This window comes from Candidatus Mycalebacterium zealandia, from assembly GCA_014075295.1.
Classification (GTDB): Bacteria; Desulfobacterota_D; UBA1144; order Nemesobacterales; family Mycalebacteriaceae; genus Mycalebacterium; species Mycalebacterium zealandia.
This window is the reverse complement of sequence record CP046180.1, coordinates 1-15,882: the sequence shown is the minus strand read 5'-3', so window position 1 is coordinate 15,882 and position 15,882 is coordinate 1. Positions and strand designations below refer to the sequence as shown.

Here is a 15,882-nt window from a genome sequence, read left to right as displayed (position 1 = left end):
CGCGCCCGCGATTGAAAAAACGCGCCTGCTCCCTATACTATCTCACTCCCGCTATTCCTCACCCGCACCTTTGAGGCGGGAGTGCCTGATGGTGAAAAAAACCAAACTTAAAAACGCCAAATCTTCCGCGCTTTTCACCCGCGCCAAAAATGTTCTTGTCGGCGGAGTGAACAGCCCCGTGCGCTCTTTCAGCGCGGTCGGCGGCTCTCCGCTTTTCGTTTCAAAAGCAAAAGGCGCGTTCGTTTACGATCCGGACGGCAATCGCTACACGGACTACATAGCGTCATGGGGCCCTCTCATAATCGGGCATGCTCACCCTTCGGTTGTTCGCGCCGTAACGTCCGCCGCTCGCGCGGGAACAAGTTACGGTGTTTCGTGCGAGCCGGAGATTGAGCTCGCGAAAATCGTTACAAAATCTTTCAAATCCGTGGAAAAAGTCAGAATGACCAATTCCGGAACCGAAGCGCTTATGAGCGCCGTGCGTCTTGCCAGAGCGTTTACACGGCGCGACCTGATTGTGAAATTTGACGGTTGCTATCACGGCCATGCCGACCATCTGCTCGTGAAAGCCGGTTCGGGAGCGGCAACCTTCGCCCGTCCGGGCTCGTCCGGCGTGCCCAAGGCGTTTGCCGCGCAAACGCTCACGGCAAAATACAACGACACGGATTCGGTTGAAAAACTTTTCAAGCGTCACGGCCAAAAGATAGCCGCGATTGTAATTGAGCCGGTCGCGGGAAACATGGGAGTTGTTCCTCCCGCGCGGGGGTTTCTGAGGTTTTTGCGAAAAATCTCGCGTGAGCGCGGCGCGCTTTTGATTTTTGACGAAGTCATAACGGGTTTCCGTTTGCGCGGCGCAAGGGGGGCGGGCGCGCAGGGGCTTTACGGCGTAACGCCGGACATAACGTGCCTCGGCAAAATCATCGGGGGCGGTCTTCCGGTTGGCGCTTACGGGGCTCGAAAAGAGATTATGGATATGGTGTCGCCTCTGGGTCCCGTTTATCAGGCGGGAACGCTTTCGGGCAATCCGCTCGCCGTAGCGGCGGGAATCGCGACAATCACGGGCGTAGGCGCGCGCGGATATGAAAAGATTGACCGCCTCGCGTCCGTGCTTGAGCAAGGCACGACGGACGCGGCGCGAAAAACCGGCGCGCCCGTTACGGTCAACCGGGTCGGTTCAATGCTTACGGTTTTCTTCTCGCCCGAACCCGTTTCGGACTATGCCTCCGCCCTGCGTTGCGATACTGAAAAATTCGGCGTTTTTCACTCCGCGCTGCGCTCAAAAGGCGTTCTTTTCCCGCCCTCTCAGTTTGAAGCGGCTTTTATTTCAACGGCGCACACCGAAAGGGATATTCAGAAAACAATTAAAGCGATTGAATACGCGCTTGGGCGGGTTTACTCCGGAGGCGGGCGATGAAAAACAGGTGGATGGTTTTTGCGGTTGTGGGGATTGAGTTGGCAATCTCGGTTACCGCCGGGCTCATAGCGGGCGGCTGGCTTGATGATAGAATGGCGAACCAGACGCCTTATATGACGGTCGCCGGGCTTGTTCTCGGCACGGTTTGCGGAATGGTTTTGCTTTTTAGAACGCTTGGGAGATTCGGATGAGCGGCGCGAATTCCGGGCGCGCTATTGAAGGGTTTGCTTTCGCGTTTTCCGCGTTTTCCGCGCTCGCGGGGTGGGCGCTTTTCGGAGGCGGTTTCGCGTTTGCCGCCGTGTGTTCGGGCGGGTTGTTCGCCGCCGATGTTCTGATTTTGCGGCTCATAGTTTCGGCGTTCACCGGACGGGGTGGAAGGGGCAAAATCTCCGCCGTGCGCGCGGGCGTTTTATTCGTTATGAAAATTGCGGTTTTTGCCGGAATTGCGGTTTTTCTAATTTCGGTTGCAAGTTTGGACATTATAGGTTTTACTACCGGACTGACCGCCGGAGTCGCGGGAGTCATAACGGCGGGGCTTATTAAAAACAGTGGAACATTTTAGTTGGTTTTATTTGCTGGGGCTGGGGCGTTTTGACCACATAATAGGGCTCGGAGTGGTGGTTTCTTTCCTTGTTGTTTCAGGTCTGGTTTTCAGAAAAAGCGTGTCCGCCGACACCTCAAATTTGCCTTCGGACAAATTGTCTTTCAGAAACTTTGTTGAGTTAATCGGCATAGATTTTCTGCTTGGAATGCTCACAAACATTCTCGGCTCGCGCGAAAAGGCAAAACACTATTTCCCCCTGCTTGCGGGCTCGTTTTTCTTCATACTTTTCTGCAATCTGCTCGGAATTGTGCCGGGTTTTCTGCCGCCCACCGGCACGCTCAACACAACGCTTGCGTTCGGGATTTTGATTTTCATAATGTATAACTTCTACGGCTTTCGCGCTCACGGCACGGGCTACGTAAAACAGTTTCTCGGTCCGGTCGCGTTTCTCGCGCCGCTTATGTTTCTGATTGAACTCGTGAGCCACATTGTGCGTCCCGTTTCACTTTCTCTGCGTCTGTTTATGAACATCACGGGAGACCACATGGTCATGGGAGTTTTTATGAATTTGACGCATTTCATAATCCCCGCGCTTTTTATTGCGCTCGGCATATTTGTCAGTTTTCTTCAGGCGTTTATATTTACCGTGCTTTCCGCAATCTATATCGGGCTTGCGGAGTCGCACCACTGATTTTATTTTGGAGATGAAACCTACAAAGGAGGAAGTAAGATGAAAAGGTTTATTTTTATGGTTACCGGTGTTTTGGTTGCCGGCATTTTCTCTTTCGCGCCGGAAGCGGCCGCGGCATCGGGAGAAACGGGTGGTCTTGCCAAACTCGGCATAGGGCTCGGAGCGGGTCTCGGAATTGGCATCGCGGCTGGGATTGCCGGGCTTGGTCAGGGGCGCGCCACCGCGGCGGCTCTTGAGGGAATAGCGAGAAACCCCGGCGCGGCGGCAAAGATCCAGACTCCGATGATTATCGGTCTTGCTCTTATTGAGTCGCTCGTTATCTACGCGCTTCTCATCGCGTTTCTGCTTCAGGGCAAAATCTAACTTTCCTGACAGACGCATAAACTGTTTTGTTCCGCGCGGCGGGAGTGAATATGTTCACGCCCGCCGTTTGCGCGGCTTTACGGTTTTAACCGTTTTGCCATTTCTCTTTCACAAACTCTTTCGCCTGCTTTTTGGTTTTGAGGCGGTTTTCAAGTTGCGCTTCTTCAATTTCGGCGAGGATTTTTGAAAACTCGGGACCGGGTTCAAAGCCCATTTTGATTAAATCCTTTCCCGTTAAAATCGGTTTGGGTTTTATCTCCTCCTCACCCATTTCTTTCAATTTCGCTTTGGCGAACTCATATGCGTCCGTCATTCCGTGGCTTGCGAGGCAGTCCGCCAGATGAAGCGCGAGATGCTCCTCAAAATACGGCATTCCAAGAAACCGTTTGAGCGTGCTTTCCCTCATTTTTTGAATGTCCTTGAACTTCAAATGGTGGCGCACAAGTTCTGAAATTCTCTCAATCTGCTTGTTTGAAAACCGCAGGCGGCGGCAGATTTTTTTAGACATTGCCGCGCCGACCCTGTCGTGCCCGTTGAAACGTATTCTGTCACTCAATTCAAAAGTCGGCGGCTTGCCAACGTCGTGAAGAAGCGCCGCGACCGCAAGCTCCGCCGACCTGTCCGGCGTGTTTTCCTCCAGCTTGTCCAGAACAAGCTGTGTGTGAACAAACACATCTCCTTCGGGGTGGAATTCGGGCGGCTGTTCAACGCCCGCCATCGCGTTCGCTTCGGGCAGAACGTGGGCGAGAAGCCCCATTTTGCGCAAAAGCCCCAGCCCGCGTCCGCTGTTTCCGCGCGTCAGGATTTTCACAATCTCGTCGCGCGTCCTTTCCGCGCTCACGTCCTCTATAAAACGCGAATTTTTCACAATCGCCCTGAAAGTGCGCGACTCAACCTCAAACCCCATATCCGCCGTGAAACGCGCCGCCCGCAACATTCTCAGGCGGTCTTCGGCAAACCGCCGTTCCGGCTCGCCGATGGTTCTCACAACCTTCGCCTCCAGATCCTCGCGCCCGCCTACATAGTCAAAAATTTCCCCGCTTTCGGGGTCAAGCAGAAGCCCGTTTATCGTAAAATCCCTTCTCTCCACGTCCTCTTTTTCGGTCGTTCCGTAAGACACGGTTTCGGGATGTCTGCCGTCTTTGTAATCAAAATCCTTGCGGAAAGTCGCCACCTCAAAACTGTCCGGTCCCTTTAAGACTATAATCACACCAAAGCTTTCGCCCACCGCGACCGTTCGCGGAAAAATTTTCCGCACCTCTTGCGGTGTCGCGCTCGTGGTAAGGTCAAAATCACCCGCCTTCAACCCGCACAGCATATTCCTCACGCACCCGCCCACCATAAACGCGGAATGCCCCGCGTCTTTAAGAGAGCGCACAACGCCGCGCGCTTTTTTGAAAAGCGGGTCGGAGAAATACGCGGTGTCTATTTCGGCATGGTTTTTAGGCATTCGGGGTTTCCTTGTTTCAAGAGCGGACGCGCTCGTATATTATACCGCCCAAAAGCGGAAAACTGTTTTGTTCATCCGCGCCGGAGTTTCAATGCTTCCTGACACATTGCCCGAAATGATAAAAGCCGGAATGTCCGAAAACGGTTCGTCTCTTCTTTTTCAGAAGCGGGACGGCTGGAGTTGGAAACAGATAACCTGGAAAGATTTTGAGACGGACGTGCGCAGCATCGCCGCCTTTCTCGTGGGCGGCGGTTTCAAATCCGGAGACCGCGCGTTTTTTGAAGGCGGCGGCGCGTATGAAGGACTTGTGTCTGAAACCGCCGTTCTCATGATTGGCGGGGTCGCGGTAAGCGGGTTTGCGCCGGGCTCGCGCGACACGGCCGGCGCAAAGGCGGTGTTTGCCGCGACTCGTGAATCCGCGCCGGAGTTTGCTCCGGGCGGAGACGGAAAAGCGATTTTTCTTTCCGGTTCAGGGGGTTCCAAACCTGAAGACCCGGTCGTTGATTTCAGAGCCGCGCTCAAATTTGGGTTTCTCAAAAGCAAAAAATTGACCGATGAACTGAACGAGATGTTCTCGTCCGTCCGCGCGGACGCGCCCGCCGTTGAAGTTCGGGGAGCGGAAAGCGGGACGCAGGCATTTTCCCAGAGCGGTTTTATGCGCTCGCTTGATTCCGCGCTTGCGGATGTGGCTTTGAGCGGAGATTCTCAAGTGTTCTGCCACCTTCCGCGAGCCGATATGTTTTCGCGTGCGGCAAGGTTTCTCCCTCTCTGCGTGTCCGCGCGTCAGGCGGTGGCGGAAAGCAAGGCGGACTTCTTCGCAGACATTCTTGAAGTTATGCCGACCGAGGTGTTTCTTGATTCGGACGGCATCAAAAACGCGGCGCGGAGCGCGGAGGGAAAATCCGCTTTCGGCGGACGGCTCCGGCGCATTTTTACCGACTCCGCGCCAAATGGCGAAACCGCTGAGTTCTATTCACGAAACGGGTTGGAAGTGTCGAAAATCTTTTTCCGCGCCGTTTGAATTCAGTTAAAATAGTTTTTTCGCAAGTGAAAATAAAAACAATGAGAAAACAAATTTTTGCCGCAATTTTTCTCGCGTCCGCGCTTTTTCTTGCGCAAGGTTCGGTCGCGAAAACATATGGAGGAAAGAAAATGGCTGAAACAAAACAGTGGGACTCCCCGCCCGAAATGAGCATAGACACTTCAAAAATCTATGTCGTGGAGATTGAGACAAACAAGGGCAAAATCACGCTTGAGATGTATCCCGAACACGCGCCGAAAACGGTCAACAACTTCGTGTTTCTCGCCGGTGAGGGATTTTACGACGGCGTTGTTTTTCACCGTGTCATACGGGATTTTGTGATTCAAGGCGGCGACCCCTCCGCAACCGGCAGCGGCGGTCCCGGATACAGGTTTGAGGATGAAACGGCGGGCAACCCGCTTGTGCATTCCCGTGGCATGATTTCAATGGCTAACTCCGGTCCCGACACAAACGGAAGCCAATTTTTCATAACCCATTCGCCCCAGCCGCACCTGAACGGACGCCACACGGTTTTCGGAAAAGTGATTGACGGAATGGACGTTGTGGATGCCATGGAAGAGGGCGACAAAATGGAAAAAGTTACCGCAAGCGAGCGGTAGCGCACCGATGGCAAATCCCGAACACATTGAAGAGATAAAAAAAGGCGCGGACAAATGGAACCGCTGGCGCGGTGAAAATCCGGACACTGTGCCCGACCTTTCCTGGGCGGACATTTCGGCGGCGGACCTTGCGGGCGCGAATTTTGCGGGCGCGAACATGAAACTGGCGTTCTGCAAAGGTTGTGATTTCACGGGAGCCGATTTCACCGGAGCCAACCTTTACGGAGCCAACTTTGAGGGCGCGAATCTTGCGGGCGCGAAAATGAAAAACGCCGACCTTGAAGGCGCGCACCTCATTGGCGCAAACATCAACGAGGCGGACACCGAAGGCGCGAATATGCGTTTTTCCAAAACCGAAGGGCATCAGTATTGAGCGAAAAACTTTCCTCGTTTGACGACTTCACGGACGACAAAATCTATGGCGTCAGCGAGTTGAACGCAGTCATCGGCTCGGCGGTCAGAGACGCGGGCGGCGGTTTTGTCTGGGTTGAGGGCGAAATAACTGACTTCATCGCGCACCGGAGCGGGCATTGGTATTTCTCCCTGCGTGATGAAAAAAGCGAAATCCGCGCCGCGTGCTGGAAACAGAACACTTTCAAAATCGGCTTTGTTCCCGAAAACGGGATGAAGGTTCTGTGCCGTTGCCAAACCGATTTTTACGAACAGCGCGGCACGGTCAATCTTTCAATTCTCACATTGGAGCCGCGCGGCGCGGGAGCGGAAGCGCTCGCGCTCAAACAGCTTCTCGCCAAACTTGAAAAAGAGGGGCTTTTCGCGCCCGAAAGGAAACAGCCCACGCCGTTTCTCTGCCGCAAAATCGGGGTTGTAACCGCTCCCTCAAGCGCGGCTCTGGCGGACATCGTAAAGGTCGCGCGGGGCAGGTTTCCGAATCTTGAAATAACCGTTTCGCCCGCGTCCGTTCAGGGCGGCTCCGCGCCCGCGGAAATCGCGCTCGCGCTCGGCCGTCTGGAAAAAACCGGTGTTGACGTCATCATAGTTGCGCGCGGCGGGGGCGGGGGTGAAGATCTTTCCGCTTTCAACACCGAGATTGTCGCCCGCGCCGTAGCGGATTGCTCAAAGCCGGTTGTCTCGGCGGTTGGTCATGAGACTGACATTACGGCTTCGGACCTTGCGGCGGACTTGCGCGCGGCAACACCTTCCGCGGCGGCGGAAATGGTGGTCGCGGTCAAGGCGGATTTGGTTGAGGGTCTTGAAGAAACCCGGCGGCGCCTCGGCTCTTCTCTGGTAAACGCGCTTTCCTACGCGGCGATGGAGATAGACGCGGTTTCAGATTCCCTCGTCCGCGCCGCACGGTCGCGTCTGGCGGAAACGCAATATGAACTTTCCGCGCTCGCCCTGCGTCTTGACGGTTTGAGTCCGCTCGCGACTCTGGAGCGCGGGTATTCGGTCGCCTACGCAAAATCGGACAAACCCGTTACGGACGCGTCTTCGCTCCGCGAAGGCGATGAACTTAAAATCAGATTTGCCAGAGGAACGGCTCTCGCCGAAGTGAAAAAACTTTTGAAGTGAGTAAAAACCTCGTCCGGTTTTTACTTCTCGCACCGTTCGCACGGGCAGTTCTGGCGCAGGAATTCAAAAGTGTAAATCCCCGTATCGTGTCCGTCATTCCATTTGAACTGCAACGCGTAAAGACCCACCTTGTCAATCTTTTCGGGTTTTAACTGCGTGTCTTCCGAACCCGGCACAATCCGCGTTTTGAACGGCAGTTTTCCCGTTCTGCTCGTGCTTCTGAGGCGGCGGCACGTCGCGCACGGGCAGATAAGCCGCAAATCCTCGTATGCGTAAACGCTGTTGTGTCCGTCGCTCCACTCTATTTGAAGCGCGGAGTCGCTGAACTCGCTTATTTCTTCGGGTACCGCCTTCATAGCGCTTTTCATTCTACAACAACCGCGCGCGGTTTGACACGCGCGCACCGCGAACTTACAATTTTCTTTCATGAGCCGTGAAGTGGAAATAACCGCTCTTGAAGCTGTTGCCCACTGGTTCTCCGAGGCGAAGCGGGCGGTAATTCTCACGGGACCCGAACTCACCTTTGAGGCGGGTATTCCGGATGCGGGCGAACTTCATTTCAATCCCGACATCAACAGTTTCAGGGAAGATGACTCCGTAAAGGAGAAGTATTGGGAGAAAATCGCCGAAATTTATCCGAAAATATCCGCCGCCGAACCCACCGCCGCGCACAAGGCGATTTACGAACTGTCAATTCTGGGAGAGCTGGACTGCGTTATCACTCAAGCGGTTGATGCTTTGCTGATTAAGGCGGGTTGCGAAAACGTGCTTCAGATTTATTCCTCAATCCATTGGGCGCAATGCCTCAACTGCGGAAAGGATTACAGAATGATGGAGACGCTCACCGAGATGTCGCGCTACGGGCGGAAAATCCCTTCATGCGCCGTTTGCCGAACCGGCATTCTCAAACCGCCGCTTTCGTTTCCGGGGCAGCCGCTTCCGCATTGGGAAGTGCGCGAGGCGTGGATAAAGATTCAAAATTGCGACTTTCTTATTTGCGCGGGCGCGTCTCTGGAAAATGAGCCGGTCGCGTCTTTTCCCGTTCAGGCTCGCGGCGGCGGAGCGAAAACTGTTGTGATAAGCGCGGCAAAGGGTTCCGCCGATGATTATGTTGACGCCGTTCTCTACGGAGGTCCGGCCGTTGTTCTGCCTGCGCTGGTTGAAGAAGTTAAACGGGTAAGCAGTGTTTGAACTCGCCCCCGCTTTACGACACTTATTTCCGAATTCGTTTTAACGCCGGTTTAACCAGAAGCGGATGAACCTTTCCAACCTCATCGGCAAGGAGTTTTGTCATTTTCTTTATATCCCACTGAGCCCCTTCGGACATTCGCAGATTTATCAAATGGTATAATTCCCACAGAGAGAAAACCCCTAAAACTTTTCTGTTGTGCGCGTTTGTAACCGCGTAGGCGGCGGCTTGCGGCTTGCCCGCGTCCGTAAGTTTTGCATAAAGGTCTTCGCTCAAAGCCGCCGCTTCAATCAAAAGCTCCCCGGCGCGCGCTTTTTTCACATTCGGCGGAATTGTGAGACCGAACCCCACTGACGGCTCGGCGGCGAACCATTGCGCTTTTCTGTGGCGCAAAAGTTGATGCCAGCACGCCTCGCTGATGACAAACTCGGCGGAATAATTTACAAGTTTGAGGGCGTCGTGCGGGTTGTCGTGCTTGCCGAGTTCGGAAATCGCCGCTTTGAAAAGCGCGCCGGACTGTTTCAAAGTCAGGCGGTTAATTCCCGAACTTTGCGGCAGTCCGCTTCCATACGCCAGCCCCGCCGAAATAGCGGCAAGCGCTTGCGCCTGCGGGTCGCGCGCTCCCTTGCCCGTCCAGTCAACAAGGCGGACAAACGGCGCGTCTTTTGTTTTTCTGTGTTTTTTCGGCGCCATCGCGGAGCAGAAACGCTCCAGTTTTTCGCGTGTTTTTTTCAGGCGCGGATTCGGAGACGCGTATTTCACAAGAGTTGGCACGCCGAAACGCACCTCGCGTTTAATCTCCTCCGCTCTCATTTGTGCTTCGGCGTATTCGGACGACAGCAGTTTCATCAAACATTCCTCAACCGCGCGTGCGTTAGCCGTCATTCCGAGGTTGGTCATCGCCGAAAGGTTCAGCGCGTAACGCGCGTCCTCAAACGCGATTTTTTCAAGGACGGTTTCACTTGTTTCCGGATTTGTTTTTATCAGATAAGAGAGGATTTTCGCGTTCAGTTTTTCGTAGATGTCATACTGTTGTTCGCAAACGCTCAAAAACTCGCGGGCGAGCGTTTTTTTCTTCGCGATTTCCGGCGGCACAACAAAATCGCCACGGCGCGGCTTCTGGTATCTTTGCGAGTATTCGGTGAAAGAAAGGTGTTCTCCGCACAGTTCAAGAAGCGATGAGAAAAGGCGCGAAACTTTTTCAATGCCAAGATGAACCGAAGCGTGTTCGGCAACCGAGGCGTGCCCGTAATTCAAAACCCATTTTTCGTGAAATTTTTCCGCACGCTGTTTTCCGCGCCCTTCCTCTTTCAGAACGGTCGCGATGTTGTCCTTGAAACTTTTGGGACTGCGGCTCACATAGGCGAAGATCACCGCGATAACCTCTTCGGGCAAGCCCGAAACGGCGTAGATGTCGCCTTCGGGGTTTGAAATATACTCCGCCGGAGCGGACTTTTTTGTCTTGCTCATTTCTGTTTTGGCACCGCAAGAACCAACTCAAGCGTCAGAACCCTCAGCCGCTGTTTTCCGCCGTCTTCAAAAATGGCGTCCATTCCGCCGAATTTCGCGGCTTCAAGCGCTTTCATTCCGCCGTCCGTAACGGTCTTTTCTCCAATCAGGCGGATTGTAACCGCGCCGATATCGTCTCTGCCGGCAATGTCGGATTTCTCCGCCACTTCCGCTCGCGCCCTTATGCTTTCATGCTCTCCGTCCGCGCCTCCCGAGTAAATCTCCCGCACAATGTCAGACGGATATGTCGGCGCGTTGTGCGCTCCCGAATTCATTCCCAACTGAACCGCGAACGGAAAATGTTCGCTCACCGCGCCTTCGCACCGCGCCTTCACCGCGCCGCCGTAGCCGATAAAAACCGATGACGGCGTGTGATGAACCGCCGCGTCATTAAGCGTGGCGATTTGAAGCCAACTGAAATCCGCGAGCGCGATTCCCCGCTCAAACGCGCCCGCGAGTTCGTCTCCTTCGTTCAATTCTTCAAAAGTTTTGCCGATGTCGCCGGACGCGGAATCCGCGTTGAACACGGGCGGCAAAACCGCTTTTGCGATGTCAATTTTTTCGGGCTGAGGTTTTACGGTGCTTGATTTGTCGTATGTCGCGCCTTTTTCCGCGCGCACAAGAACCTGCCGCGTGTAACTCAAAACCGCCGCGCCGCGCTGATTTGAAACAACCGTTTCCACCTGAACCGAGCCGTTTGTCGCGCCGTCTTTCCTGAATTCAACTCCCAGAACCGTTGACCGCGCCGAAACCGTATCGCCCTCAAAAACCGGCTCGCCGAACACAAGATTTGAGTATGAAAGGTTCGCTATGGCGTTGAACGAAACATCGTGAACGCTGAGTCCGAATCCGGTGTTAAACAAAAAACCTCTGCTCACAAGCGCGGGGTTTTTTATGCCGAATTCCTTTTCCTTGCGGCTCGCGTCCGGGTCCGCGTAGCCAAGCGGGGCGGAAACGCCCGTGTTCGCGGCCGGCGTTTCGCCGCCGAATTTTTTAACATACTGGCGGTTTCTCACCGGCGTTATCAGCACCGCGCCGTGATGGTAAATCTCGCCTTCGTGAAAATCGCCGATATATCTTTCAGACGGAGGAATTTTTGTCATTGTAAAACCTTAGAGAATAAAACCGTAATTGCGCTTTCCGAAACGAAGAGACTATATCCGCATTTTTCAAAACCCGTAACAAGCGCGGAGTTTCCATTTTGCGGCAACCCTGACTTCATCTTTTCCAAGTGTCTTTTGTAACTCCCTGTTCCCGCAGTTTGTTCTTCTGAACCCTTTCCGTGCCGGTTTTCGGCAGTGATTTCACAAACCGGATAAAACCCGGAATCATAAACGCGGGCATCTTCGGTTCAAGAAACTTCACTATTTTCGCGGGGTCGGGTCTTGCGCCTTTTTCGGGAACAATCACAATCATAACCTCGTCCTCGGCGTGTTTGCCCGCCGCCGATTTTATTCCCACCGCCGCGCACTCCTTCACCGCCGGATGAGACGACACAACGTTCTCCACCTCAAACGAACTGATGTTTTCGCCTCTTCTGCGGATGTAGTCCTTCACCCTGTCCATGAAATATATGTAGCCGTCTTTGTCCATCCATCCCGCGTCTCCGGTGTGAAACCACAGATTGCGGAAGTCTTCAACCGTTTTTTCGGGCATTTTGTTGTAGTAATGAAGCATTATGTTCGGCACGCGCGGGCGCACCACAATCTGCCCCACTTCGCCGCGCGCGAGCTCCTCGTCCGATTCCGGGTCGGCGATTTTGATTTCATAGCCGGGCGCCTCTTTTCCGCAAGACCCGACCCTGAACGGTTCGCCCGGACGCATCCAGGTGCATTGTCCGGTTTCGGTCAGTCCGTAGCCCTCCATAAATTTTATGCTGAACCGCTTCATAAACTTCTCAATTATGTCGTGAGGCGCGGGCGAGCCGAGCACAAGCCCGACTTTGTGCGTTTTCTCCTCCGGCACGGGCGGCGTGTTCCACATAAAATATGAAACCGTTCCCACCGTGTTGAACCTCGTAACCTTGTATTCGTTCATCCATCGCCAGAAGCGGCTCGCGCTGTATTTTTCCTCAACAACGGCTTTCGCGCCTTTGATAAGAGCCGGATAAACGCTCATAACCATCGCGTTTGAGTGAAAAAGCGGCAGGCAGGTGAAGTAAACGTCTTTCGGTTCCACATCCATAATTTCGGCGCAGTTTCTCGCGCTGCTGTAATCCGCCGCGCAGGGGCGCATAACCCCTTTTGAGCGTCCGGTCGTTCCGGAGGTGAACATCAGCCGCGCGTAGTCCGTGAACAGAACTTCAACCTTCGGCTCGCCCGCGCCCGCGCCGCGCAGAAAATCCGCGTATGACTTCATCTTTGAGAACTTGAACCCGTGCCGGTCAAACTTCGCCGAGCCCGAACGCGTCCACACAACAACCCTTTCAAGCCCGTTCTCCCGTTTTGAAGTTATCCGCCGGGCAATGGGCGGCATTCTGTCAAGATATTCCTCGGCGATGAAAAACAGTTTTGAGTCCGAAGAGTTAATTATGTATTCCAGAAAATCGCCCTTATACGCCGTGTTTATGGGAACCATCACGGCTCCGGCTTTGAGGATTCCGAACCAGACAATCACATAGTCGTCCGAATTGGGCATCAGCACGGCAACCTTTTCGCCCTTTTTCACGCCCGCTTTTATAAGCGCGTTCGCAACCTTGTTCGCCGCCCTGTTTGTGTCGCGGAAACTCAAAGGTGCTCGCGAGCCGAACTGCAAAAACGGTTTGTCTCCGAGTTTTTTCGCCTGCTTTTTCAGCACTTCGGGCAGAACCCAGTTTCTTCTGTCCTCTTTGAGATACCATTCAACATCAAACTTGCGCTTGCGTTTCATGGTGACTGTGTGGTTCAAATTGCGTATCTTCGTGCGTTTTTTTACGGGCGGCATTGTCTGTTGTTTCCTCCGTTCCGCTTGCGGCGGAGAATGAAGTTTGAAAAAAAGGCGGGCGTATGTCAACCCCCGGCTCCGGAACACGCCTGTTTTGTTTCCGTTTCCGAAAAAAATGGGGGGGGGTGATGGAAACAAATTTTGTTTTCAACGACTGAAAGTTTTTAGTTTGACAAGTTTCGTCCGGTTTTGTATTATGAACCTTGGTCAGAAGAAAGGTTTTTAGATTCTAAACTTGCTTTGCGCTCATATTGTTGCATAGCGGGTTTTTGAGGGAGTTAACACAGTTAGTTGTGATTAGAATCCTTGCATTTGTATCATTTTTTTCACTAATGGCTTTTGCGGGCGTTGCAAGCGCGCAACAGGGGTCGCACCAAGATGGGGACGGTGCTTCGGCAACCGGAGCTAACGCAACGGCGCTTGGTCATAATGCGTCTGCGACCAAAACAGAGTCAACGGCTGTTGGTCAGGATGCGCGTGCGACAGGTGAAAGGTCAACGGTTCTCGGTCAGGGTGCGAATGCGACCGGAACAGAGTCAACGGTGGTTGGTCAGGATGCGCGTGCGACAGGTGAAAGGTCAACGGTTCTCGGTCAGGGTGCGAATGCGACCGGAACAGAGTCAACGGTGGTTGGTCAGGATGCGCGTGCGACAGGTGAAAGGTCAACGGTTCTCGGTCAGGGTGCGAATGCGACCGGACTAGAGTCAACGGCTGTTGGTCAGGATGCGCGTGCGACAGGTGAAAGGTCAACGGTTCTCGGTCAGGGTGCGCAAGCGACCGGACTAGAGTCAACGGCTGTTGGTCAGGATGCGCGTGCGACAGGTGAAAGGTCAACGGTTCTCGGTCAGGGTGCGCAAGCGACCGGGGCTAATGCAACGGCTCTGGGTCAGGACTCCAGAGCAACCGGCTTGGACAGTTTGGCGGTTGGTCAGAGAGCAAATGCTACGGGAAGGGACTCCATAGCGATTGGTGTTAACGCGCAAGCGACAGCGGAAGCCTCAATAGCGATAGGTAGAAACGCCGAAGCGGTTGCCGTGAGAAGTGTGGCGATTGGTAGAAACATACGCGCCGAGGGCGTCGGTTCATTCGTGGCGGGTATTGACGCGAAATCAACGGGCAACGGCTCGCACTCTTCGGGTGTGAACACGTCCGCGACAGGAAACTACTCAACGGCTCTGGGTTATTACGCCGAAGCCGAGGGTGATAACACAGTAGCGATTGGCGCTTTTTCTCTTGCGTCCGCGATTAACGCAACGGCGCTTGGTCATAATGCGTCTGCGACCAAAACAGAGTCAACGGCTGTTGGTCAGGATGCGCGTGCGACAGGTGAAAGGTCAACGGTTCTCGGTCAGGGTGCGCAAGCGACCGGAACAGAGTCAACGGTGGTTGGTCAGGATGCGCGTGCGACAGGTGAAAGGTCAACGGTTCTCGGTCAGGGTGCGAATGCGACCGGAACAGAGTCAACGGTGGTTGGTCAGGATGCGCGTGCGACAGGTGAAAGGTCAACGGTTCTCGGTCAGGGTGCGAATGCGACCGGACTAGAGTCAACGGCTGTTGGTCAGGATGCGCGTGCGACAGGTGAAAGGTCAACGGTTCTCGGTCAGGGTGCGCAAGCGACCGGGGCTAATGCAACGGCTCTGGGTCAGGACTCCAGAGCAACCGGCTTGGACAGTTTGGCGGTTGGTCAGAGAGCAAATGCTACGGGAAGGGACTCCATAGCGATTGGTGTTAACGCGCAAGCGACAGCGGAAGCCTCAATAGCGATAGGTAGAAACGCCGAAGCGGTTGCCGTGAGAAGTGTGGCGATTGGTAGAAACATACGCGCCGAGGGCGTCGGTTCATTCGTGGCGGGTATTGACGCGAAATCAACGGGCAACGGCTCGCACTCTTCGGGTGTGAACACGTCCGCGACAGGAAACTACTCAACGGCTCTGGGTTATTACGCCGAAGCCGAGGGTGATAACACAGTAGCGATTGGCGCTTTTTCTCTTGCGTCCGCGATTAACGCAACGGCGCTTGGTCATAATGCGTCTGCGACCAAAACAGAGTCAACGGCTGTTGGTCAGGATGCGCGTGCGACAGGTGAAAGGTCAACGGTTCTCGGTCAGGGTGCGCAAGCGACCGGGGCTAATGCAACGGCTCTGGGTCAGGACTCCAGAGCAACCGGCTTGGACAGTTTGGCGGTTGGTCAGAGAGCAAATGCTACGGGAAGGGACTCCATAGCGATTGGTGTTAACGCGCAAGCGACAGCGGAAGCCTCAATAGCGATAGGTAGAAACGCCGAAGCGGTTGCCGTGAGAAGTGTGGCGATTGGTAGAAACATACGCGCCGAGGGCGTCGGTTCATTCGTGGCGGGTATTGACGCGAAATCAACGGGCAACGGCTCGCACTCTTCGGGTGTGAACACGTCCGCGACAGGAAACTACTCAACGGCTCTGGGTTATTACGCCGAAGCCGAGGGTGATAACACAGTAGCGATTGGCGCTTTTTCTCTTGCGTCCGCGATTAACGCAACGGCGCTTGGTCATAATGCGTCTGCGACCAAAACAGAGTCAACGGCTGTTGGTCAGGATGCGCGTGCGACAGGTGAAAGGTCAACGGTTCTCGGTCAGGGTGCGCAAGCGACCGG

Annotated in this window: 16 protein-coding genes and 6 pseudogenes; 17 read left to right on the top strand and 5 right to left on the bottom strand. The window is 54.3% G+C overall.

Translation table 11 applies throughout. The annotated features are described in order from the left end of the window. The first annotated feature begins 88 nt into the window (after nucleotides 1-88). From hemL to GKS04_00090, 5 genes are read left to right on the top strand one after another with little or no spacing between them, the layout of a single operon-like run. On the top strand, nucleotides 89-1,414 hold the full coding sequence (hemL, locus tag GKS04_00110; GenBank protein ID QMU55606.1) for a glutamate-1-semialdehyde 2,1-aminomutase: 1,326 nt from the start codon (nucleotides 89-91) through the stop codon (nucleotides 1,412-1,414). Further along, nucleotides 1,411-1,605, top strand: coding sequence for a hypothetical protein (locus GKS04_00105; protein QMU55605.1), 195 nt, complete (start codon nucleotides 1,411-1,413; stop codon nucleotides 1,603-1,605). Before hemL ends, GKS04_00105 begins: the two co-directional genes overlap by 4 nt. Further along, on the top strand, nucleotides 1,602-1,976 hold the full coding sequence (locus tag GKS04_00100) for a hypothetical protein (GenBank protein QMU55604.1): 375 nt from the start codon (nucleotides 1,602-1,604) through the stop codon (nucleotides 1,974-1,976). The genes GKS04_00105 and GKS04_00100 overlap by 4 nt, the downstream gene beginning before the upstream one ends. Next, nucleotides 1,963-2,649 (top strand): F0F1 ATP synthase subunit A, encoded by a 687-nt coding sequence (gene atpB, locus GKS04_00095; protein QMU55603.1) that lies wholly within the window; start codon nucleotides 1,963-1,965, stop codon nucleotides 2,647-2,649. Before GKS04_00100 ends, atpB begins: the two co-directional genes overlap by 14 nt. Nucleotides 2,650-2,688: 39 nt before the next feature. Beyond that, nucleotides 2,689-3,012: a F0F1 ATP synthase subunit C gene (locus GKS04_00090; protein ID QMU55602.1), complete on the top strand. Its 324-nt coding sequence runs from the start codon at nucleotides 2,689-2,691 to the stop codon at nucleotides 3,010-3,012. Nucleotides 3,013-3,097: 85 nt separating this feature from the next. On the opposite strand, the gene GKS04_00085 is transcribed toward GKS04_00090, so the two are convergent. After that, nucleotides 3,098-4,462, bottom strand: coding sequence for an HD domain-containing protein (locus GKS04_00085; GenBank protein ID QMU55601.1), 1,365 nt, complete (start codon nucleotides 4,460-4,462; stop codon nucleotides 3,098-3,100). Between the two features lie 91 nt (nucleotides 4,463-4,553). Between GKS04_00085 and GKS04_00080 the strand changes: the two genes are divergently transcribed. The 4 genes from GKS04_00080 to xseA all read left to right on the top strand — a co-directional run bounded on the left by GKS04_00080 (nucleotide 4,554) and on the right by xseA (nucleotide 7,633). Further along, nucleotides 4,554-5,483, top strand: a complete 930-nt coding sequence (locus tag GKS04_00080) for a hypothetical protein (protein QMU55600.1) — start codon at nucleotides 4,554-4,556, stop codon at nucleotides 5,481-5,483. Between the two features lie 167 nt (nucleotides 5,484-5,650). Continuing rightward, nucleotides 5,651-6,103, top strand: a complete 453-nt coding sequence (locus GKS04_00075; protein QMU56657.1) for a peptidylprolyl isomerase — start codon at nucleotides 5,651-5,653, stop codon at nucleotides 6,101-6,103. Continuing rightward, a complete protein-coding gene (locus GKS04_00070; GenBank protein ID QMU55599.1) occupies nucleotides 6,051-6,476 on the top strand; it encodes a hypothetical protein in 426 nt (141 codons plus the stop codon). The genes GKS04_00075 and GKS04_00070 overlap by 53 nt, the downstream gene beginning before the upstream one ends. Next, the gene (gene xseA / locus GKS04_00065) at nucleotides 6,473-7,633 is read left to right on the top strand and encodes an exodeoxyribonuclease VII large subunit (protein ID QMU55598.1); all 1,161 of its coding nucleotides are present in this window, start codon (nucleotides 6,473-6,475) and stop codon (nucleotides 7,631-7,633) included. Before GKS04_00070 ends, xseA begins: the two co-directional genes overlap by 4 nt. Before the next feature lie 20 nt (nucleotides 7,634-7,653). Here the strand turns inward: xseA and GKS04_00060 are convergent, their stop codons facing one another. After that, nucleotides 7,654-8,061: a DUF971 domain-containing protein gene (locus tag GKS04_00060; protein ID QMU55597.1), complete on the bottom strand. Its 408-nt coding sequence runs from the start codon at nucleotides 8,059-8,061 to the stop codon at nucleotides 7,654-7,656. On the opposite strand from GKS04_00060, the gene GKS04_00055 reads away from it, so the two are divergent. Next, nucleotides 8,060-8,824, top strand: a complete 765-nt coding sequence (locus GKS04_00055; GenBank protein QMU55596.1) for a hypothetical protein — start codon at nucleotides 8,060-8,062, stop codon at nucleotides 8,822-8,824. The genes GKS04_00060 and GKS04_00055 overlap by 2 nt on opposite strands. A 22-nt stretch (nucleotides 8,825-8,846) precedes the next feature. Here the strand turns inward: GKS04_00055 and GKS04_00050 are convergent, their stop codons facing one another. From GKS04_00050 to GKS04_00040, 3 genes are all read right to left on the bottom strand, one after another. Beyond that, entirely contained in the window at nucleotides 8,847-10,292 is a 1,446-nt protein-coding gene (locus GKS04_00050; GenBank protein QMU55595.1) for a hypothetical protein, read from the bottom strand. Beyond that, nucleotides 10,289-11,434, bottom strand: a complete 1,146-nt coding sequence (locus GKS04_00045) for a hypothetical protein (GenBank protein ID QMU55594.1) — start codon at nucleotides 11,432-11,434, stop codon at nucleotides 10,289-10,291. Before GKS04_00045 ends, GKS04_00050 begins: the two co-directional genes overlap by 4 nt. A gap of 115 nt (nucleotides 11,435-11,549) precedes the next feature. Next, on the bottom strand, nucleotides 11,550-13,253 hold the full coding sequence (locus tag GKS04_00040) for an AMP-binding protein (protein ID QMU55593.1): 1,704 nt from the start codon (nucleotides 13,251-13,253) through the stop codon (nucleotides 11,550-11,552). Nucleotides 13,254-13,585: 332 nt separating this feature from the next. Here GKS04_00040 and GKS04_00035 point away from each other — a divergent pair. The 7 genes and pseudogenes from GKS04_00035 to GKS04_00005 all read left to right on the top strand — a co-directional run. Continuing rightward, a pseudogene (locus GKS04_00035) lies at nucleotides 13,586-13,771 on the top strand (hemagglutinin). Nucleotides 13,772-13,795: 24 nt separating this feature from the next. Then, nucleotides 13,796-13,855: pseudogene (locus GKS04_00030) on the top strand (hypothetical protein). A gap of 24 nt (nucleotides 13,856-13,879) precedes the next feature. Continuing rightward, nucleotides 13,880-14,314, top strand: a pseudogene (locus GKS04_00025) (hypothetical protein). A 78-nt stretch (nucleotides 14,315-14,392) separates the two neighbouring features. Then, nucleotides 14,393-15,070 (top strand): annotated as a pseudogene (locus GKS04_00020) (hypothetical protein). Nucleotides 15,071-15,148: 78 nt separating this feature from the next. Continuing rightward, nucleotides 15,149-15,325 (top strand): annotated as a pseudogene (locus tag GKS04_00015) (hemagglutinin). Nucleotides 15,326-15,394: 69 nt separating this feature from the next. Next, nucleotides 15,395-15,574 (top strand): annotated as a pseudogene (locus GKS04_00010) (hypothetical protein). Between the two features lie 78 nt (nucleotides 15,575-15,652). Then, nucleotides 15,653-15,882 (top strand): hypothetical protein (locus tag GKS04_00005; GenBank protein ID QMU56722.1); only part of this gene is annotated, 230 nt, incomplete at its 3' end.